Here is an 18953-nt window from a genome sequence, read left to right on the forward strand (position 1 = left end):
AAGGTCGACGATGGTCACAGTTCCGGTTTGATCCTAGTCTCAGTATCCATAGCTGTTACCTGGATGGCCTCGATGGTTAGTGCGATTTATGCGGAAGAGGTGGGAATGATCGTCATCCGGAGTTCGGTGAGGCGGCTGAAGGCATCGGAGACTAGGTTGCAAATGGGTGCGCGGTAGGGGGCTCGGTATATACAGGAAAATATTTGGAAACTCTCATCTCGTACCGGCCATGGTATCTAATGTTGTGCCACCCCGGTAGCCGCCCAGATCAAGATTCGCGTGCCCATTTGCAAAGAAGCGGTATGCTATTGGTTGTCATTGTTGTGAATTATATTGTACGGTGGGCGAAGCATTTTTATAAGATCCTTTTCTCGTGCTAGGGCTCGTTCTCGAGTGTGTTCGTATTCGATAACGAGACGATCGGTGTCGTAGAACCACTTCGAAGTGTTTGAATGCTCGGCCATTCTGTGAAATATTGAATTGGACTGACCAACGTAGAGTACTTTCCCGTCTGTTCCGAGGGCGAGATATACCCAGTAGCCGCGAACTGCGTGTTGGGCCTTCCACTGATTGGCATATTCGAGATCTATTTCCGTTTGCTGGATAATGGAGTCGAGAATTTCTAAAAACGTGCGTAATGATTCAGTTATTGCGTTTTGTAATTCTATTTCTGTTTTCATTCTATCGAGGATATCGGCAAAGAGCCATTGCATTCCATTCTTTCGCTCTTCCACAACCTCCGTACCCGCTAGAAGCTCCAAGTGTTCGATGAATTCATCTGATTCGATATGGCAGAGAACATTCTCGGGCGACATGAATCCCGACCAGTCTATAACTGTGTTAATGATGTCATCTAAAAGTGTTTCATTTCTGATTGAGGCTATGTCCTGTTCGATTTCGTTAATGTAACTCTTCAGGAACTCGCGACGTTCTTTGGCGGGCTCATGGACATATGTGGGGTCTGCCTTGTTGTGGTATAGATCTGCATATTCTTTGACCAGCTGTTTGGTGATTTTAGATTGCAGGTCAAAAGCTCTGTAATTCTCGCTGATTATAGTTCTGTATTTGGCGGCGCGTCGTAATTGAAATGCGTATTCTGATGCGACGTAATATGCTTCACGCGTCTTACCCAGTGACCTCTTGGCTTCTTCTAGTGTGTTGTATGTTGAAAGATGGCAGCTATTGGCCTCGGGATCCGCATACTCAAGATGCGTGTTCCATTTTGGCTGCTTTGTTATAATTAGTTGTTCTTTGCCTTTGGCTGTTATTGAGATATACAAGGGAGTCCCGTTATTCTCGTCCAAGACTTCCAAAAGTGACCATTTTGGATCTGGTGGTCTGTTCACGATTTTGTACTTCCGTGTTGTGGTTAGGATTGGGCGATCGTTGCATTGTATTGGACGAATAGGAGTGTTTTCGACTGTCACACTTTTAGGTCGGACACGTTTGTTAGGGGCGGCTCGTGTTTGGGTGATATTTTATTCGTCCGTCTCGAAATTTGATGACATTGGCGATTTTCCGTAGGGGGCAATTTGCACTTTCTGATTAATTGTGTAGACGAATCGGTGATCTTGGTGACTACTACCTAGTATTCTACGTTTTCTGGCCTTCCCCGCAAATGGGCCTGACCCCCGTGTGGTGGACACCCAACCCCCAGCAGTGAGCTGGGGAAGAAAGGTAGTGTTTCCCCATGCCAAAGAACACCTACACGGAGCAGTTCAAGCGTGACGCCATCGCGCTGTACGAGAACACTCCAGGCGCATCGATGAAAACCATCGCCGCCGAACTCGGCATCAACCGCAACACCCTCAAGAACTGGGCCGGACGGTTCTCCAGTGATCCCCGCGCCGGCAGCGCTGACACGTCCGAGGCGGCTGCAGTCACCGATGCCGAACACATCCGTAGACTGCAACGTGACGTCGCCCGGCTGCGCGAGGAACGTGACATCCTACGGCGGGCCGCGAAATATTTCGCGGAAGAGACTTGCCTGGTGAGCCGCTTCAAGTTCGTTGACGACGCCAAGGCCGACTATCCGGTCAAGCGGCTCTGCGAGGTCCTGACGATCAACCGGTCCTCGTTCTACAGATGGAAGATCACTGCTGGTGGTCGCCGACAGCGCCTGATCGATGACGCGTTGCTCGCCGCGCGGATCACTGCGGTGTTCGACGCGAACAACGGCTGTTACGGCGCCAAGCGCATCACCGCCGACATCAATGACCCCGATGACGATGCCTCGGGCGCTTGCAGTTCAGCGCCGGTCAACCACAAGCGCGTCGCCCGGCTCATGCGAGCCAACGGGCTGGCCGGCTACACGAAAAGGCGCCGGGTGAAAACCACCGTCGCCGATAAGCGTCGGCGGGTATTCGCTGACCTGCTGCGTCGCCGGTTCACCGCCAACCGGGCCAACGACACCTATGTTGGCGACATCACTTACCTACCGATTGCCGACGGGTCGAATATGTACCTGGCCACGGTCATCGACTGCTACTCACGCCGGCTGGTCGGTTTCGCGATTACCGATCACATGCGCACCGAGTTGGTACAGGAAGCGTTGGTGATGGCGAAGAACCAGCGTGGCAGTCTCGCCGGTGCGGTCTTTCACTCGGACCACGGCAGTGTCTACACGTCCGGGGCATTTCAGGACACCTGTCGCCGCCTGGGGCTGCGTCAGTCGATGGGCGCGATCGGTACCAGCGCGGACAACGCGCTGGCCGAGTGGTTCAATGCCGCACTCAAGCGCGAGGTCCTCCAGGACGCGAAGACCTTCACCAACCAGCTGGTGTGCCGTCGGGACGTGTGCCGGTGGTGTATCCGCTACAACACCGTCCGTCGGCATTCGTGGTGCGGGTATCTCACACCACAGGCGTTTGAGTCGCAGTCGTCCGGTAAGCTCCGACTCGTATCTTGACTACATCCCCGTGTCCACCATCAGGGGTTCGGGCCCCACCGCTGGATCGTCCGCTTCGATCTACCGACAATTACGGCGGCTTCAGACGGTGGCACCCACACTTCCCCGACAACCGGGAACACCGCGTGGGACACGGCCCTGACGGTGAGTACCCACCCTTCGATGAACCTCATGAGATCCTCGTTCTCGGCGATCTTGTCTGCGACCCCGGCCAGGACGGTTGCGAGGATGCCGACGTGACGGAGACTGCGGTACCCACCGGCACGCCAGGATGCGAGCATTGCGCCCATAGCCTGCGGAACGAGAATGCGTTCAGTCATGACCAGGCGGTGCCACTGCTCGGGCAACAGGTCGTAGCATTCCCACCACAGGTGGGCGACCAGCTCTGCCTCGTGTCGTGCGTGGTCGAGCATGATCTCATCGGGTTCACCGCGCTTGTCCCGGAACCGCTGCTCGAACTCGTAGATCATCTCCACGGTTTCAGCGAGGACGCGCTGCACACCGTGGGCAAGAGTGCCGGCAGGGAACGTGATCGGCACCTCCGGGTAGTCCGGGATGATTGGGGTGATCTGCTGCGGAACCTCCCGCCACGGGGACGGCCCGTTCTTAATCTGTTGGCGTAGGTCGGCGCGGAGCATGGACAGGCGCGCCCGGCACTCCTGCTGGTGCTGCAAACAATCACGGCGAATGCGCTGGTGGGAACGGAAATCAGTCGTCAAGTAGAAGCCCTTTCAGGGTCGATGGGACCGTCACCTCACGGCGAGGGTGTTCATATAATGGGACTCCAGATCCCACGGAGAGAGAGAAACAAGACTGCGGGGCGGCGGGGCCGAGTCGCGGACCCATCCCCCTCATGATTTCTGGGGGTGGGGTGTTTCGCGGGGTTGTTGGATGAGTGAGCGATTGCCGGTGCGCCTCTCGGCCAGCGTTTCACTCTGTGGGATTTTCTTGCGTTTGTTGTCGCTCTCACGCGGGAGGGGTGTCCACGCTGTCCACGGTGTCCACTTGCAGGTCAGAGCGTTTTAAGGCGTCCACGTTAGTGTCCCAGCGTGGACACCTGGGGACGGGAGCGTGGACAGTGGATATGTGCTCCTACCTGCGGGTGGACAGTGTGGACACCGTGGACGGGGGTGCCGAGCGGTGAGACCAGAGGACGCCCTAGAATCCCACTCAATGGGACGCGCTTATGGGACGACAGACATGCTGCTGGTGCGCTCAATCCACACCACGGGCTTGCCGTTGTCACCGAGCTGCTCATCCATCCGGAGGTTCCCCAGTCTTAGCTGTCGGTCGAGTTCACGGGTGAAGGCGTCCCGGAACCGTCGGGCGTTCCGCTTCGCGTCAGACAGTCGAAACCTTCCCTCACCTTCGGCTAGGGTCTTGTCGATGTAGTTGATGGCACGGTGCTTCCGGTTTTCGGATACGGCATCCTTGGCGTCCTGTCGCGCTTCCTCGACCTTTGCCTTCTCTCGTGCGAGGGCCTGCATTCCGGCTTCGTAGCAGTCGTCACGGACGGTTCGGCAGTGTTCCCAGACAATGCGGGACAGCTCCCAGTCGTCCACGGTCACATCACCGTCCCGCTGGTCGAGGAGTGACAGGACTACGGCGAGCTTCTCCCGGGCGAGCATCATGTGGGAGTCCCAGCCGTTCTCGACACGCTCTCCCCTGGTGATCTGGATCCTGCGCGCTTTAATCTCGTCCATTACGGTGTCGGGGACGTGGATGATTCGGGGGGCACAGTTCCACTGCGGTACGCGAACCTCGATTGCGGTCGGGCACTCTGCGTCAGGTATGAGCCGTAGATCGGAGTCGATTCCGTTGACCCATAGGAGACGCTGCGGGAGACCACTCACGGCCCGGTCGAGGAGCTTTCCGGACAGTCCCGGTTGGATGCCAGTGAGCATCGTGAGGCGGTAGGAGTGCGGCTCTAGGTGTCGTGCACGGTCCTCGGAGGCGTTGAGGTTGCCGTCGCCGGAACCGGACCACAGGCTGTTGAGTACGCCCTCCAGTGTTGTACCTGATCTGTCGAAGAGTGCGGCGAGACTGCTCACTTCGTCAACCGACAGCAACAGAGACTTAGGTTCGGCCTGGTTCATGGATTCGATCTGCACTCCCCCGATTGAGTCCCGTCCGGGGGCGTTCTCGTTGATCCATGTGAGTGCCTGTTCTGCGGTGGTTTTCCCTAGCAGCTCGGTCATGAGCGCTCTGGTCTCAGCTTCCTTGTCCCCCGTCATGAGGGCAGTGATCAGGCCTTCACCAGATCCGGGGTGTCGGACGGTGACGTCTACGAGGTGGCCGGCATCGTTGAGGATCATGACAGCGTTCTCAGCGGTGTTGATTGCGTCGGACTTGCCGCCCCCGGACGGGCTTGCAATGCCGAAGTACATGTTGAGCGACGCCGGGGATGATTTCGCTCCGAGGGGTGGGAGTTGAACTTGCGGTGGGACACAGGCGAGGATGCGTGCCGAGACGGCGGCGAACAGCGCCCAGGGACTCATGCCTGCGTTCCAGGCGATGTCGCGGAGGTCGTGGAGACCGGGCCGTGAAGTGAAAAGGTCTGTGGTGCTCATGCGTTGTCCTTTCCGTCACGGTGACAGTTCCCTGGTGTTGTGTGGGCTGCCGCCCTCCCTCCGGTCGGTTGCCTCTTAGATGATTCGTGGCTAGTGTCGTGTGTCAGAGTGATGTTCCTTCGTCGGAGTATCTTCGTTTGATCGTTTGCAGCAGCTTTCACTGAGACGCCTACAGTTCCCGCCGTATCGTCTTCGTGTCCTGCTGCTTTTCGTTGTTCTAGGTGCCCCATGTGTCGGTCTCCAGTCGCTTCATCGATGCGCAGGAGGCACAGCGGTCGAGCGTGTATCCCTGGGCGATTGCTTCACGAGGTGGGATGTTCAGGGCTTCGGGGACTTGTATTCCGCACAGTGTGAGTAGGCCTTCCCCGATGGGGCTGGGGCCTCCGTGGTGTAGTTCGATGGTCTTGCTTCTCACTGGTGTGCTCATGGTTGCGCCTTCCAGAATTCAATGATCGGGCAGATGTTCCCCGATTCGTTGCGGGGCAGTTGTATGAGCACTTTCAAGCCGTGTGCTCTGAGGATGTTGGCGACCTTGTAGTACGCCGGGTGCCAGGTGTAGGGGTGTGAGCGCCACACGGTTCCCCTCTCGTCGTGGATCACTTCGTCTCGGTGCGTCCATGTCATGTGGTGCAGTCCGATGTCTTCCTCTTCGGCTTCTGTCCAGTGGGCTGAGGCGAGGATCTCGCGGAGCCGGTCTTTGATTGCCGAGGGCCAGGTGTTGTCGATTCCCATGCCGGCAAGGGGGTCTTGCGTGTTCACTGCTGTGCTCCTCGGGCGTGCTCCAGACGGCCGAAGAACGCTTCTCGTTCGGCGTTGCGGTCAACGCCCACGTACTCGTCGATCTCCCCTGAGAGCGCGTCAGTGAGGGATGAGGGCGCTACCTTCAGGGTGTCGAAGGCGCGGCGGATGTAGTCGGGGGTCAGGCCGACCTTCCAGATGTAGGCCTCCTCCTCCATCTCTTTCTCGGTGAGGTGGGAGTGGATGAACATCTCTCCGATGTTGCGGATGATGAGGTCTTGCAGTGTCTAGGTGGGTTGCATGTCAGTTGTCCTGTTCTGTGACGGTGTACGGGATCGGCTCATTGTCGGCGGTGAGCGCGTAGGGGATCGGAATGTCAGTCGGCATCGGGTTCCCCTTCGGTGTGCGGTAGTTCGACGCCGGCGAACACGGCCAGGAGGTCGATGTATCCGGCAAGAGTGGCGAGGGTGTCCAAGGCTGCGGTGGGCGCGTCGGGAACATCCGGCACGCCCTGACAAGTAGGTCGAGGGCGTCTTCCCGTGCCATGACGGCGGTGATCCGTCCGAGGGTGTCTGTGTCACTCATCGACGAACTCCCCTTCGTCCCCTTCGCGGAGGATGCCGACGAGGTTGACGTGGTTTTTCTTCATGTGTGTCTCCTTGTTTCTAGGCCCTCTGTGCGGTGCCGGTGGTTTCGTATGCGGTGTTGAGCCATGCGTCAACGTCGCTGGCCTTGTAGAAGCTCTTGCGTCCAAGCTTGAAGTGTCGGGGGCCTTGTCCTCGGTGCCGCCAGGCGCGGAGGGTGACTTCGGGGATGCCGGTGTGGGCTGAGAGTGCTGGGGTGTCGAGTAGTGCGGGTGTGATGTTGTCGGTCATGTGTTGTCCCTTCTGGGTTGTTGTCTTGGTCCTCCCGGGGCGGGTGCTCCGGTGAGGTGTCTTGCTGCGCGTCGTCTCTATAACGCCCGTGACTGGGGGTTCATGCTCCCCGCTTACGTCCGTGGCGCTTCGGCTAACGACCTGTGTCGCGCTTCCTGTGTCCACTGTTCAGTTGTCAAACATCGAAGGTGCTTCGCTGTCTTCATCCCCCAGGGCCACTTCACTGGGTTCCTACCGGCTATTCGGTATGAGGTTGAATCTACCTCGTCATATCAACCGTTTCCAGACTATCTTTCAACCGTTCAACGGTTATCAACATAGATTTTCGTATATCCGCAGGTAAGAACCTTAGCGCTCCTAGCAGGTGTGATGTATATCACATTGATGATGGGCCAGGAATCAACCTTTTGAAGGTGGGTACGTCTATGCCACAATCGGATGCATGACAGACCAGAGCATCCAGAGGCGCAAGCAAATAGGTTCCTTCCTAAAGGAATCCCGCACGCGAGTTGGACTCTCTCAGGCAGATGTGGCCAGCGCGATGAGCACACCCGGGGAGACCTACCACCAGACCCAGATAGCTAAAATGGAACGTGGCGAGCGTAGCGTCAGCCTGCTCGAAGCCCTTAGCTTCATGGAAGCGGTGCACCGTCCCCCGCACGAGCTGCTCACAGCTTTTGACGAAACCCCATCCGGCGCATTGGTGGCGATAGCTGCCAAGCTGGAGAAGCTGGGAGACCAGATCACAGAGCTGGCGGAAGCCTACGACGGAAATGAGCTTTCCCCGATGCTCCCTGTTGTCCAGGTATCAATTGACGCCGGCGACGACCAAGACACGACCATGCGGTACGGTACGACCTCCAGCCAGTCCAATACGGCAGTAGCCGCGTTGCTCAGACGAGCATCCTTAGTGAACACGATGCATCTGAGCTTCCTCCGGAGCATAGTCACGGGATCACCCGACCCTTCAGAGATGGCAGACCAACTTCAGAAGTACGTCACTGACGTGAGCAAGAACGATGACTAGCCAGCGCCGAACCCCCGGCACTACCCGCATCGAAGACCGCTGGACCAGGCGCGACGGCACCCCCAGCGCACGCCACGGCCAAGGGAAACGCTGGCTCCTACGCTGGATCGACCACAACAGCAAAGAAAAAACTGCATCGTATAGCCGCAAGATCGACGCACAGAACCACGAGAAAACCATCATCGCCCAGTTCCACAGCGGCGACTACATAGACCCGAACAACGCCCGCACGACCCTCGGCCACCTCCACGACCAATGGGCCACTACCACCAAACCCACCATCAAACCCAGCACCCACGCCGACCGGGAATCCAACTGGAACAAACACGTCGCTCCCGACTGGAAAGACCGGGAGATCGGCAGTATCCGCAAAGCCGATATTCAACAATGGGTAGCTGAAAAGCACGACGACGGCACCGGGGCCTCGACCCTCGAAACATGCCTCCAGAACATCCGAGGCACCCTCAACCACGCCGTGGACGCGGGACTACTCAAAGCGAGCCCAGCCACCGGCATACGACTCCCCAAGGCAACGGTCAGGGCACAGCACATCCTCACCGTCGCCCAGGTCGAACAACTCGCCCGCACAGTCAACCACCTCCCCGAGATCGTCCGGTTCCTCGCCTACACCGGCCTACGGTGGGGAGAAGCCTCAGCCCTCACCATCCGGGACATCGACCCCAAACACCACAAGATCACCGTCAACAAGGCGTACAGCGACGTACAAGGCCGACTCATCCTCGGTGACACCAAGACCTACGAGACCCGCACAGTGCGCTACCCCACCGCCCTCGACGAACACCTACACCCCCTCCTGCAAGACCGACCCCTCAGTGAGCTAGTGTTCCGCTCCTTGGAGTTGAAACCCATCCGCCACAGCAACTACGGCAGACGCACCTTCCGCCCCGCCGTGAAGCAACTACACGCCACCATCCCCGACTTCCCCAATCTCACCCTCCACGACCTCAGGCACACAGCCGCATCCCTCGCTATATCCTCCGGTGCCACACCACCAGCCGTTCAACGCATGCTCGGCCACTCCAACGCCGCCTTCACCCTCCGCGTGTACACAGGCCTGTTCGATGACGACCTCGACTCAGTAGCCATGAAGATGGATGCGCTGATCAATAGCGGACTGAAAGCGGACCAGACAAAGAAAGACCCTCACCCCGAAGAATCGGAATGAGGGTCTGACCTGGTGCTTATCCTGTGGAGCTGAGGGGAATCGAACCCCTGACCTTCTGCTTGCAAAGCAGATGCTCTACCAATTGAGCTACAGCCCCGAGGGGTCTTACTGGTGGGCCTAGGAGGACTTGAACCTCCGACCTCTTCGTTATCAGCGAAGCGCTCTAACCGCCTGAGCTATAGGCCCTCGAACGAGACAGAACTTTACCCACACAGCCCTGAACACACAAACCGTGTGGTCAGGCTACGTTTTCAACGTCCTGCGGCTCGTTCACCGACTCCGGCTCGATCGTCACGCGCAACCCGCCCACGAGCCCGGTCGCCGCGTTGTAGAGCAACGCCGTGACGGGGGCGAAGAGCGTCACCACGACGAACTCCAGCAGCCCCACACCGGCGGCCACACCGAAGTACAGGCCGGCGGAGATACGGTCCGCCCCGATGAGGTCGGCCAGCAGGTTGTTCATCCGGTCCCACACACCGCCGAGGCCCAGGAAGATGTAGATCAGGGCTGCGGCGACCATCCAGGCGGCGAACACGCACGCGCTGAGGACCGCACCGATCTTCAGCGCGCTCAGCGGCGCGATCTCCCGGAGCGAGGCCCTCATGACTTCTCCGCCGTCTGGTTGACCGCTTCCTCACCCTCGTCCTCGACGTTGCGGTCGATGGCGAGCAGTTCCACACCCTTGGCCAGGTCGACCAGACGCACACCCATCGTGGCGCGCGAGGAGCTGCGGATCTGCTTCACCGGGGTACGGATCACCCCGCCGGCGGAGGTGATGGCGAAGACCTCGTCGTCGAGGCCCACCGTCACCGCGCCGATGAGCTTGCCGCGCTTCGGGTCGTACTTGAACGTCATCACGCCCAGGGTGCCGCGCCCCTTCACGGGGTACTCCTCCACCGCGGTGCGCTTGCCGTAGCCACCGGACGTGGCGACCAGGAGGTAGGAGTTGTCGTCGGCGACGGTGAGCGCCAGGAGCTGGTCGTCACCCTTGAAACGCATGCCCTTCACGCCGGCGGTGGCACGTCCCATGGGACGCAGCGTGTCGTCGTCTGCGGTGAAGCGCAGCGCCTGGCCCTCCTCGGAGACCAGCAGCAGGTCGTCCTCCCCGGTGCACAGGCGCGCACCGATGAGCTTGTCGCCCTCGTTGAGGTTGATGGCGATCAGGCCGCCGGAGCGGGCGGTGTCGTAGTCGGTGAGGTGCGACTTCTTCACGCGGCCCTGCTGCGTGGCGAGCACCAGGTAGGGGGCGTCCTCGAAGGACTGGATCTGGATGACCTGGGCGATCTGCTCACCCGGCTGGAACTCCAGCAGGTTCGCCACGTGCTGGCCGCGTGCGGTACGGCTGGCCTCGGGCAGCTCGTAGGCCTTGAGCCGGTAGACCCGTCCGTAGTTGGTGAGGAACAGGATGATGTCGTGGGTGGAGCACACGAAGAAGTGCCGGACGATGTCGTCCTGCTTCAGCTCGGCTCCGCGCACGCCCTTGCCGCCGCGGCGCTGCGAGCGGTAGGAGTCCACCTTCGTGCGCTTGGCGTAGCCGGTGGAGGTGATCGTGACGACCACGTTCTCCCGGGCGATGAGGTCCTCCTCGGAGACGTCGCCGGTGGCGCCGACGATCTCGGTGCGGCGCTCGTCGCCGAACTTCTCCACGATCTCGGCCAGCTCGTCGTGCACGATGGTGCGCTGACGGTCGGGGGACGCCAGGATGTCCTTGAGGTCCGCGATGGTCTCCTCGATCTCGGCGAGCTCGTCGATGATCTTCTGGCGCTCCAGGGCGGCCAGACGGCGCAGCTGCATCGCCAGGATGGCGTCCGCCTGCACGTCGTCGATGTCGAGCAGGTCGCGCAGGCCCTCGCGGGCGATGTCGACGGTCTGGGAGCGACGGATCAGCGCGATGACCTCGTCCAACGCGTCCAGCGCCTTGGCCAGGCCGCGCAGGATGTGGGCCCGCTTCTCTGCCTCGTCGAGCCGGTGCTGGGTGCGCCGGACGATGACCTCGATCTGGTGCTTCACGTAGTAGCGCAGCATCTGGTCCAGGCGCAGCGTGCGCGGCACGCCCTCGACGATGGAGAGCATGTTGGCGCCGAAGCTGGTCTGCAGCTGCGAGTGCTTGTACAGGTTGTTCAGCACCACGCGCGGCACGGAGTCGCGCTTCAGGGTGACGACGATGCGCATGCCCACGCGGTCGGACGACTCGTCGTCGATCTTGGCGATGCCGGCGATCTTGCCGTCGCGGACCTGCTCGGCGATCGAGGCGACGAGGTTGTCCGGGTTGACCTGGTAGGGCAGCTCGGTGATGACGATGATCTGCCGGTTGCCCTCCTCCTCGATGGTGGTCTTGCCGCGCATACGGATCGAGCCACGTCCGGTGGTGTAGGCGTCCTTGATGCCGGTGTCGCCGACGATCATGCCCGCGGTCGGGAAGTCCGGGCCCTTGACGCGCTCCATGCAGGCGTCCAACGCGGTCTGCTCGTCCGCCTCGAAGTTCTCCAGCAGCCAGAAGACGGCCTCGGCGAGCTCGTTGAGGTTGTGCGGCGGGATGTTCGTCGCCATGCCGACGGCAATGCCGCCGGAACCGTTCATGAGCAGGTTGGGCACGCGCGACGGCAGGACGTCCGGCTCGGTCGTCTTGCCGTCGTAGTTCGGGGAGAAGTCGACGGTGTTCTCGCGGATGTCGCGGACCATCTCCAGCGCCAGCGGGGTCAGCCGGCACTCGGTGTAACGCATGGCGGCGGGGCCGTCGTTGCCGCGGGAACCGAAGTTGCCCTGCCCGTCGACCAGCGGGTAACGCATCGACCAGGGCTGCGCCATACGCACGAGGGTGTCGTAGATGGCGGTGTCGCCGTGGGGGTGGTAGTTACCCATCGTCTCGGCGACCGGCTTCGCGGACTTGACGTAGCTGCGGTCCGGGCGGAAGCCGGAGTCGTACATCGCGTACAGGACGCGGCGGTGGACGGGCTTCAGCCCGTCCCGGACCTCGGGCAGCGCACGGCCGACGATGACGCTCATGGCGTAGTCGATGTAGCTGTTCCGCATCTCCTCATTGAGGTCAATGGGGGTGATGCGGTCGAACAGCGTCTCGCCGCCGCCGTAGTTGTCGTCGCTCACTTCGGTGCGATCCCTTCCAGAAGACTAGGTATAGACCTGGCAATCTTACCACCTCATGACCCATATCCGGGTCAGGTGCGTACCATGGTCGGCGACCACCGACACCGCAGTAGAAGGAAAGCCTGTCCATGCCCCGTCCCGCCCGTCCCGTTCACTCCGCCACCGTGACCGGTTCCTCCCGGATTTCCCGCGACATGGTGCGCGTCACGCTCGCGTGCGACTCCCTGCCCTACGCCGACCTGGAGCACACCGACCATTACGTGAAGCTGCTCTTCCCGCCGGAGGGGGCGTCCTACAGCTGGCCGTTCGACCCGGCGCAGGTACGCGAGGAGCTGCCGCGGGAGGAGTGGCCGGTGACGCGGACGTACACGCTGCGTTCCTGGGACGCCGGGGCACAGACCGTGGACATCGACTTCGTCTCCCACGGTGACTCAGGCCTGGCCGGACCGTGGGCGGACGCCGCCCGTCCGGGCGACGGCATCGGGTTCATGGGCCCCGGCGGCGCGTGGCACCCCGAGGGGGAGCACGTCGTCTTCGCCGGCGACGAAGCCGCCGCCCCGGCGATCTTCGCCGGTATCGAGGCGTTGCCGCAGGACGTCACGGCGGAGGCGTGGGTCGAGGTGTCGGACGCCGACGCGCACCTGCCCGCCCCGTCGCACCCGGGGACGACGATCCACTGGGTCGAGCGCGACGGCGCGACGCACGGCACGGAACTGGTCCGCGCCGTCGTCGCGGCGGGTGTACCGTCCGGCGAGACCCGGTGGTTCATCCACGGGGTGGCGGAGATGATCCGTGACCTGCGCCGTCACCTGTTCGTGGACAGCGGTGTCCCGAAGTCGGACGTCTCGATCTCCGGCTACTGGCGTCTCGGAATGGTCGAGGACGAGTGGCAGGCGAGCAAGCGGGAGTTCACCGAGGAGATCGAGGCGGACGAGGCTCAGGCGGCGGCGAACAGGTAGTCGCGCTGTTCCGGTGCGATGTCACCGGTACGACGTCCCGTGACGTGCATGAGGGCGACGGTGTGGTCGCCGGCGTCGAACTCCTGGTAGAGCCGGGCGGTGAGGTGCACCGCCGCGCCGTCGACGACGCCCGCACCATCCTCCGAGGACAGTGAGTGGGCGATGTTCGCCACTCCGATGGTCTGCAGCGGGTTGAGCACGGAGATGCCCAGACGGGGGGCGGTGCGCAGCTGGCGCCAGGTGAGGTCGTCAGAGGGGATGCGCACGGAGACGAGTCCGGGGGCCAGGCTCTCGTCGAAGTAGGAGTCGATGACCACGCACATCATGGTGCCGTTGACCTCTGCTGCCAGGACGGCCAGGGGAAGACGGGGTGCGGACACGGTGTCCGTGGGTGCTGTGATCATGGTGACCAGTAGACCAGTCTGTCTGCAAAAACGCAAGGGCCGCAATGCACCTGGAAGTCATTTGCGCAGGTCACACCATGAATATTATGCAGACCGAGCGGTCTATATTGCGGGTGCCCCCACTTCTGCCCCGCTGGAAGCTTATTCGAACACACTGTTGACCGTGTCCATGGGGTCAGGTAGAGTGTTCACCAACAAAGGAAAATACCTCCGGATCGCAGTTCGGGACAAGGGGTGGGGACCATGGCAGTTGACCTGGTGGAGATGCCGACGGACGCTGAACTACTGGTGTATCCCATCAACAGGGCCGAGATGACCCTAGTCGCCCACCTGTCCACCGTCGCCGCCGACCAACGCCACAGTACCGCACTGGCCCGCCGGGGACGGGGTCGCGGTGAAGCACGTCGTTTCGCTCACTCTGGCGAACGGGCGGTTCGTATGCCTGATCTCTTCACCATCGCCGGTGAGGACGGCCGGCTCAGCCTCGAACACCTGGATCTCGTGTGGTTGATCATCAACCGCCATCTCCGCCACCTCCCGTCCCGGGAGGCTGAGCCGGTACGCCGGGCACTGGACCTCGCCGTCGAGTGCGCGGTCGTCGAGTGGATCGACGGCATCACCTACCCCTCCCCCGTCCCACTTGAGGCCCTCGGGGATCTCGTCGAGGAGGTGATTCTCGCCCTGGACTCCGATCTCGTCACCGAGACCGAGGAGTTCGAGACCGGCCAGGCCCGCGTCTTCCGGCGGGACAACCGCATCGTGCTCGACTGCGGCAGCAAGGCGACCGCCACCCGCGTATGGGACGCCGTCAACAACGCCGGCTGGAAGATACTCCAGGACCTGAAGGAGACCACCGAGATCCCGGACGTCCGGGAAACCCTGTCAGCATGCCGTGCCAAGGTCATTCTCGAAGCACTCGGAGACGGGGCGAATAACATCACTGTGACGGTAAACCTCTACCGTCTGACCCAGGACGACCACACCGGCTACGGCCCCGGATTCATCCCCGGAGTCGGCTGGGTGTCCACCGCGGCGGCCGGGATGCTGGAGTCCCGGGCGTACTCCCCCCGACTCCTGACCGGAACCCTCGACCCGGTGGAGGCCTACACGTTTCCCGTGAAACACAAGGCGGCGATCATGGGGCGGGATTCGCACTGCCGCTTCCCCAACTGCACGGTGCCCGCATCCCAGTGCCAGTTCGACCACATCGAGAACAGTCCGCACACGGACCCCACGAGCAACGGTCCCACCTCCGTGGCGAAGGGCCACCTACTCTGCCGCCACCACCACAAGTTGAAGACGCAGAGACGGTGGTCGTGCTCCACCGAGGACGACGGGGTCACCATCCACTGGATCGGCCCGGCCAACGACCACTACACCACCACCGCCGGCGGACCGGTCCTGAGAATCAGATCTGACTGACCGAGGATATGAGCTCGGTGACCTGGCGGCGAAGATCCACGATCTCCGGATTCGTCGACAGTTCCCGAAGGCGTGCCTGGATGGTTTCACGTGGAACATCTGCGTCCACATCCACCCGCAGCGATTCAGGGACCGCGACTTCCTCCAACACCCTGCCCGGACCTCCCGCCATCACGATCACCCGATGGCCCAACAAGAGCGCCTCCTCGACACTGTGCGTCACGAAGACGACGGAGGGAAACGCCGTGGCCCACACACGCAGTAGCTCAGCCTGCAACTGCTCGCGGGTGAAGGGATCCAGTGCGCCGAAAGGCTCATCCATCAACACATGCTCCGGTCCAGCCGCCAGAACCCGCGCAATCTGGGCTCGCTGCTGCATGCCACCGGACAGTTCATGAGGCAGACGATCGGCGGCATCCTCGAGACCGACGAGTGCGAGCAACTCATCGGCACGCGCGGACTGCTCCTCACTTCCTGAGTACCGGTGGGCCAGCCTCGTGTTCTCCCGCACGGAGTACCACGGGAACAACGTCGGCTGCTGGAAGACCACTGCCCTCTCCGTGCCCGGTCCACCGATCTTGCTCCCGTCGACCTCCACCAGCCCGGAACTCGGCTCCAGGAAGCCAGCCAGCAGTCGCAGCAACGTCGACTTCCCGCAGCCGGACGGCCCCACGAGGCAGACGATCTCGCCGTCCTCGAAGCGCAGCGAGATGTCACGCAGCGCCTCGACCTCTCCCCCACTCTGCGTCCGGTAGATCTCACCGACACTCTTCAACTCGATCATTTGCCGTCCTCCCACAGGTCTGTGCGGACCACGTCGGAGTAGTCCTGCTTCGCACTCGGTATGTCGCCCTGCTCCACGAGGAACTGCGCGGTGGAATGCAAGGCCTCGGCGACGTCGCCGAGGTATTCACTCTGCTCGTCCCCGCGGATGAACCGCTGACCGTCCACCTGGAGCTCCGCCGCCTCCTCGTCCATCCCGGACGCGGTGGCGTTCACCGACACGAAGTCATCCAGCTCCCCGGTCCGGTCGGCGATCCAGGACTCCAGTTCCAGCCATGTCGACAAGAGCTCCGGATTCGCCTCGGACCACGGGTTGGACGCCAGGGACACGTTGTAGGTCGCATGGCCCGCCGCCGCCTGCTCCTCGGAGTCAGTGAGCACCGTACCGGGGGTCGTTCCACCGGTGCCGTCCTTCAACTCCTGCAAGGTCGGATCCCACACGTAGGCGGCGTCGATCCGGTCGGACTTCCACGCTGCGGGCAGCTTGTCCGGGGAGATGTTGGTGATCTCCACGTCCCGGGACGGGTCGAGTCCGGCGTCGATGAGAGCGTTGAGGAGCGAGTAGTGCGCCGGCGACGAGAAGGGTACGGCGATGCGGGCACCCTTCAGGTCCTTGATCGAGCTGGCGTCCTTCGCCACCAGAGCCTCGGTCGTTCCGATCACCGAGTTCGCCTGGACCACCGACACGTCCAGATCGAGCGGTTCACTGAGCGCCTTCGTGGTGGGGGTCGAACCCAGTGCGGCGAGGTCCACTGAACCGGCCGCGAAGCCCTGGACGATGTCCTGACCCGTCGGATAGCGTGTCCAGTCGATCTCCGCGTTCGGCAGGCACGCCTCGGCGAGACCCGTCGCCTCCGTGTAGAGGTCCGTGGCCGGACCGCCGAGGTAGCCGACGCGGACCGACCCGGAGGCCTCGGAAGGTTTCACGGGACACGTCGCGTCCTCTCCCCTGTCCTCCCATTCGCTCGCCGGCGGGCCCACACATCCGGCCACGGACGTGAGGAGGACCGCCGCGCACAGCGCGGCCGTTCTGCGGATGGTCACTGTTTTGTCCTCCAGGGTGAGTACCGGGCTTCGACGGCCAGGAGTAGTTTGTCCACGATCAGTGCCGCGACACCGATGACGATGATGCAGGCGATCGTCAGAGAGGTGTCGAGCTGGGTGCCCGAGATGTAGGCGAGCCCGCCGATGCCGGGAATACCGTCGTTCATCTCCGCAGCGACGATGGCGGACCAACACAGTCCGGCGGCCACGCGGGAGCCGCTGATGATCTCCGGGAGGGCGGCCGGCAGCAGCACGGTGCGGAACACCTGCACCCGGGAAGCGCCCAGCGACGTCGCCGCACGGATCCAGTCCTGGCGCACACCGGTGACGCCGAGCAGGGTGGCGACGGCCACGGTCGGGAATGCCGCGAGGAAGAGGAGGATCACCTTCGACTGGTCGCCGATCCCGAACCACACGATCAGCAGACCGATGTAACCCAGTGGCGGCAGCGCCCGGAGGAAGGAGAGGTACGGCTCCACGACACTGCGAACCGTCGCATTGGAACCGAGCCACCATCCCAGCAGGACACCAACGACGATTCCGGCGGTGAGGCCCACCGCGATACGTTGCAAGGTGGCGAGGAGATGCTGCCAGAGGAAGTAGTCCTGAACTCCACAGGTGCTTGTGCATAAGTTCGTGTCGACGAGTTGCCGGGCAACGTCGTCGGGGCCGGGCAGCAGGACCGGGTCGATTCCCGTGAAACGTGCGATAAGCCACCAGACGGCGAGAACTCCGGCGAATGTCAGGAGATGGAGAGGTAACCTCCTCATGCATCGAAATTCGTCACAGTGACGCCTCGGGCCCGGATGGCGGGGACGACCCCCTCCCCCACCTGATAGGCCTCCTCGAGATGCGGAACCCCGGAGAGGACGAAGTGGGACACACCGACGGCGCGGTAGTCGTCGATCCGCTCGGCGATCTCCTCGTAGGAACCGACGAGTGCCGTGCCGGCCCCGCCACGCACCAGACCGATCCCCGCCCACAGGTTCGGGGAGACCTCCAACGTCCGGGCGTCCTGCCCCGGGGCGAAGTCTGCGCCGCGGCCATGGAGCTCACTCATGCGCCGCTGCCCCTCGGACTGTGAGGTCGCGAGTCCCTCCTGTGCGGTACGCACACGTTCCGGATCCAGGGAGTCGAAGAGTCGCTGAGCCACCGACCACGCCTCCTCGGCGGTCGGCCGGGCGATCACATGGAGGCGCACACCGTACTCCAGCGTCCGCCCGTGGGCGGAGGCCCGTTCACGGACGCGCTCCAACTTCTCGCCCACCTGCTCCGGTGGTTCGCCCCAGGTGAGGTAGACGTCCGAACGTTTCGCCGCCACCTCGATCCCCTCGGGTGAGGACCCGCCGAAGTAGACGGGCGGTACCACCTCGGGACGCTGCTTCAGTGCCGCGTCGTCCACACTGAGATGTTTCCCGTGAAACGTCAACGGTTCATCGGACGTCCAGAGGTGGTCGGCGACGGCGAGGGTCTCGTCGGCGATGCCGTAGCGCTCCGCCTTGGTGGTGTAGTCGCCGAAGGCGCGTTGTTCGGAGTCCTCTCCCCCGACCACCACGTTGAGCAGCAGGCGTCCACCGGACAGCTCCTGGTAGGTCGCGGCCTGGTGCGCAGTGAGCGAGGGCCCGATGAGGCCCGGTCGGATGGCCACGAGGAACTTCAGACGGCTGGTGGTGGCCAACAGGGCCGCGGTAGTCACCCAGGCGTCCTGGCACCACCGACCGGTCGGGGTGAGCACGGACTCGAAGCCGTTGCGCTCGGCAGCGTGAGCCACCTCGGAGAGGTACTCCAGGTCGGCGGGTCGCTCGCCGCGTTCCGGGCCGGCACCGTGCCCGCCACCCACGATGTTCCGGGAATCGCCCGAGGTCGGCAGAAACCAGTGCAGTGTGATGTTCTGTGTCATGACCGCTGAGTAGACCATCCTGTCTGCAGCCA

19 protein-coding genes and 2 tRNA genes are annotated in these 18953 nt (G+C 62.3%); 5 read left to right on the forward strand and 16 right to left on the reverse strand.

Annotated features, from left to right (window positions below; genetic code table 11):
* Positions 1 to 305: 305 nt before the first annotated feature.
* On the reverse strand, positions 306 to 1346 hold the full coding sequence (locus ACT3S3_RS11280) for a GIY-YIG nuclease family protein (RefSeq protein WP_444626801.1): 1041 nt from the start codon (positions 1344 to 1346) through the stop codon (positions 306 to 308).
* A 344-nt stretch (positions 1347 to 1690) separates the two neighbouring features.
* On the opposite strand from ACT3S3_RS11280, the gene ACT3S3_RS11285 reads away from it, so the two are divergent.
* The gene (locus tag ACT3S3_RS11285) at positions 1691 to 2908 is read left to right on the forward strand and encodes an IS3 family transposase (protein WP_444626803.1); all 1218 of its coding nucleotides are present in this window, start codon (positions 1691 to 1693) and stop codon (positions 2906 to 2908) included.
* A gap of 20 nt (positions 2909 to 2928) precedes the next feature.
* On the opposite strand, the gene ACT3S3_RS11290 is transcribed toward ACT3S3_RS11285, so the two are convergent.
* The 6 genes from ACT3S3_RS11290 to ACT3S3_RS11315 form a co-directional block, all read right to left on the reverse strand.
* A complete protein-coding gene (locus ACT3S3_RS11290; RefSeq protein WP_444626805.1) occupies positions 2929 to 3546 on the reverse strand; it encodes a hypothetical protein in 618 nt (205 codons plus the stop codon).
* A 546-nt stretch (positions 3547 to 4092) separates the two neighbouring features.
* Complete coding sequence (locus tag ACT3S3_RS11295; RefSeq protein ID WP_444626806.1) at positions 4093 to 5478, reverse strand: hypothetical protein; 1386 nt, start codon at positions 5476 to 5478, stop codon at positions 4093 to 4095.
* A gap of 423 nt (positions 5479 to 5901) precedes the next feature.
* Positions 5902 to 6237 carry a hypothetical protein gene (locus tag ACT3S3_RS11300; protein WP_444626807.1) on the reverse strand — a complete coding sequence of 112 codons (336 nt, stop codon included), beginning with the start codon at positions 6235 to 6237 and terminating at the stop codon, positions 5902 to 5904.
* Positions 6234 to 6467 carry a hypothetical protein gene (locus tag ACT3S3_RS11305; protein ID WP_441588243.1) on the reverse strand — a complete coding sequence of 78 codons (234 nt, stop codon included), beginning with the start codon at positions 6465 to 6467 and terminating at the stop codon, positions 6234 to 6236. The genes ACT3S3_RS11300 and ACT3S3_RS11305 overlap by 4 nt, the downstream gene beginning before the upstream one ends.
* Positions 6468 to 6592: 125 nt before the next feature.
* Positions 6593 to 6724: a hypothetical protein gene (locus ACT3S3_RS11310; RefSeq protein ID WP_444626809.1), complete on the reverse strand. Its 132-nt coding sequence runs from the start codon at positions 6722 to 6724 to the stop codon at positions 6593 to 6595.
* A 157-nt stretch (positions 6725 to 6881) separates the two neighbouring features.
* Positions 6882 to 7091 (reverse strand): helix-turn-helix transcriptional regulator, encoded by a 210-nt coding sequence (locus ACT3S3_RS11315; protein ID WP_444626810.1) that lies wholly within the window; start codon positions 7089 to 7091, stop codon positions 6882 to 6884.
* 442 nt (positions 7092 to 7533) lie between these two features.
* Here ACT3S3_RS11315 and ACT3S3_RS11320 point away from each other — a divergent pair, with 442 nt between their 5' ends.
* Both ACT3S3_RS11320 and ACT3S3_RS11325 read left to right on the forward strand, forming a co-directional pair.
* Positions 7534 to 8118, forward strand: a complete 585-nt coding sequence (locus tag ACT3S3_RS11320; RefSeq protein WP_441588241.1) for a helix-turn-helix domain-containing protein — start codon at positions 7534 to 7536, stop codon at positions 8116 to 8118.
* On the forward strand, positions 8111 to 9304 hold the full coding sequence (locus ACT3S3_RS11325; RefSeq protein WP_441588240.1) for a site-specific integrase: 1194 nt from the start codon (positions 8111 to 8113) through the stop codon (positions 9302 to 9304). Before ACT3S3_RS11320 ends, ACT3S3_RS11325 begins: the two co-directional genes overlap by 8 nt.
* 24 nt (positions 9305 to 9328) lie before the next feature.
* Here ACT3S3_RS11325 and ACT3S3_RS11330 read toward each other — a convergent pair.
* The 4 genes from ACT3S3_RS11330 to gyrA all read right to left on the reverse strand — a co-directional run bounded on the left by ACT3S3_RS11330 (position 9329) and on the right by gyrA (position 12409).
* Positions 9329 to 9401: transfer RNA gene (locus ACT3S3_RS11330), tRNA-Ala, on the reverse strand.
* Between the two features lie 12 nt (positions 9402 to 9413).
* Positions 9414 to 9490 (reverse strand) — tRNA-Ile (locus ACT3S3_RS11335).
* A gap of 52 nt (positions 9491 to 9542) precedes the next feature.
* Complete coding sequence (locus ACT3S3_RS11340) at positions 9543 to 9908, reverse strand: DUF3566 domain-containing protein (protein WP_441588239.1); 366 nt, start codon at positions 9906 to 9908, stop codon at positions 9543 to 9545.
* The gene (gyrA, locus tag ACT3S3_RS11345; protein WP_441588238.1) at positions 9905 to 12409 is read right to left on the reverse strand and encodes a DNA gyrase subunit A; all 2505 of its coding nucleotides are present in this window, start codon (positions 12407 to 12409) and stop codon (positions 9905 to 9907) included. The genes ACT3S3_RS11340 and gyrA overlap by 4 nt, the downstream gene beginning before the upstream one ends.
* Positions 12410 to 12537: 128 nt before the next feature.
* On the opposite strand from gyrA, the gene ACT3S3_RS11350 reads away from it, so the two are divergent.
* Positions 12538 to 13368 (forward strand): siderophore-interacting protein, encoded by an 831-nt coding sequence (locus tag ACT3S3_RS11350; protein ID WP_301442183.1) that lies wholly within the window; start codon positions 12538 to 12540, stop codon positions 13366 to 13368.
* Here ACT3S3_RS11350 and ACT3S3_RS11355 read toward each other — a convergent pair.
* Positions 13347 to 13772, reverse strand: coding sequence for a flavin reductase (locus tag ACT3S3_RS11355; RefSeq protein ID WP_301442184.1), 426 nt, complete (start codon positions 13770 to 13772; stop codon positions 13347 to 13349). The two genes, ACT3S3_RS11350 and ACT3S3_RS11355, sit on opposite strands and share 22 nt — an antisense overlap.
* 243 nt (positions 13773 to 14015) lie before the next feature.
* Between ACT3S3_RS11355 and ACT3S3_RS11360 the strand changes: the two genes are divergently transcribed.
* Positions 14016 to 15194: an HNH endonuclease signature motif containing protein gene (locus ACT3S3_RS11360; protein WP_444626812.1), complete on the forward strand. Its 1179-nt coding sequence runs from the start codon at positions 14016 to 14018 to the stop codon at positions 15192 to 15194.
* Here ACT3S3_RS11360 and ACT3S3_RS11365 read toward each other — a convergent pair.
* From ACT3S3_RS11365 to ACT3S3_RS11380, 4 genes are all read right to left on the reverse strand, one after another.
* Complete coding sequence (locus ACT3S3_RS11365) at positions 15181 to 15978, reverse strand: ABC transporter ATP-binding protein (protein WP_301442186.1); 798 nt, start codon at positions 15976 to 15978, stop codon at positions 15181 to 15183. The two genes, ACT3S3_RS11360 and ACT3S3_RS11365, sit on opposite strands and share 14 nt — an antisense overlap.
* On the reverse strand, positions 15975 to 16904 hold the full coding sequence (locus ACT3S3_RS11370) for a taurine ABC transporter substrate-binding protein (protein ID WP_301442187.1): 930 nt from the start codon (positions 16902 to 16904) through the stop codon (positions 15975 to 15977). The genes ACT3S3_RS11365 and ACT3S3_RS11370 overlap by 4 nt, the downstream gene beginning before the upstream one ends.
* Before the next feature lie 113 nt (positions 16905 to 17017).
* Positions 17018 to 17791 carry an ABC transporter permease gene (locus ACT3S3_RS11375; protein WP_301442188.1) on the reverse strand — a complete coding sequence of 258 codons (774 nt, stop codon included), beginning with the start codon at positions 17789 to 17791 and terminating at the stop codon, positions 17018 to 17020.
* On the reverse strand, positions 17788 to 18921 hold the full coding sequence (locus ACT3S3_RS11380; protein WP_301442189.1) for an LLM class flavin-dependent oxidoreductase: 1134 nt from the start codon (positions 18919 to 18921) through the stop codon (positions 17788 to 17790). The genes ACT3S3_RS11375 and ACT3S3_RS11380 overlap by 4 nt, the downstream gene beginning before the upstream one ends.
* Positions 18922 to 18953 lie beyond the last annotated feature (32 nt).

Origin of the sequence: Corynebacterium sp. AOP40-4SA-5, from assembly GCF_052377355.1 — a bacterium.
Classification (GTDB): Bacteria; Actinomycetota; Actinomycetes; order Mycobacteriales; family Mycobacteriaceae; genus Corynebacterium.

Bases quoted from the DNA above. Each gene is read 5' to 3' on its own strand.
- ACT3S3_RS11285 (WP_444626803.1), top strand. From the start codon at position 1,691: ATGCCAAAGAACACCTACACGGAGCAGTTCAAGCGTGACGCCATCGCG.
- ACT3S3_RS11290 (WP_444626805.1), bottom strand. From the start codon at position 3,546: ATGCTCCGCGCCGACCTACGCCAACAGATTAAGAACGGGCCGTCCCCG.
- ACT3S3_RS11295 (WP_444626806.1), bottom strand. From the start codon at position 5,478: ATGAGCACCACAGACCTTTTCACTTCACGGCCCGGTCTCCACGACCTC.
- ACT3S3_RS11305 (WP_441588243.1), bottom strand. From the start codon at position 6,467: ATGTTCATCCACTCCCACCTCACCGAGAAAGAGATGGAGGAGGAGGCC.
- ACT3S3_RS11315 (WP_444626810.1), bottom strand. From the start codon at position 7,091: ATGACCGACAACATCACACCCGCACTACTCGACACCCCAGCACTCTCA.
- ACT3S3_RS11320 (WP_441588241.1), top strand. From the start codon at position 7,534: ATGACAGACCAGAGCATCCAGAGGCGCAAGCAAATAGGTTCCTTCCTA.
- ACT3S3_RS11325 (WP_441588240.1), top strand. From the start codon at position 8,111: ATGACTAGCCAGCGCCGAACCCCCGGCACTACCCGCATCGAAGACCGC.
- ACT3S3_RS11340 (WP_441588239.1), bottom strand. From the start codon at position 9,908: ATGAGGGCCTCGCTCCGGGAGATCGCGCCGCTGAGCGCGCTGAAGATC.
- ACT3S3_RS11350 (WP_301442183.1), top strand. From the start codon at position 12,538: ATGCCCCGTCCCGCCCGTCCCGTTCACTCCGCCACCGTGACCGGTTCC.
- ACT3S3_RS11355 (WP_301442184.1), bottom strand. From the start codon at position 13,772: ATGATCACAGCACCCACGGACACCGTGTCCGCACCCCGTCTTCCCCTG.
- ACT3S3_RS11360 (WP_444626812.1), top strand. From the start codon at position 14,016: ATGGCAGTTGACCTGGTGGAGATGCCGACGGACGCTGAACTACTGGTG.
- ACT3S3_RS11365 (WP_301442186.1), bottom strand. From the start codon at position 15,978: ATGATCGAGTTGAAGAGTGTCGGTGAGATCTACCGGACGCAGAGTGGG.
- ACT3S3_RS11375 (WP_301442188.1), bottom strand. From the start codon at position 17,791: ATGAGGAGGTTACCTCTCCATCTCCTGACATTCGCCGGAGTTCTCGCC.
- ACT3S3_RS11380 (WP_301442189.1), bottom strand. From the start codon at position 18,921: ATGACACAGAACATCACACTGCACTGGTTTCTGCCGACCTCGGGCGAT.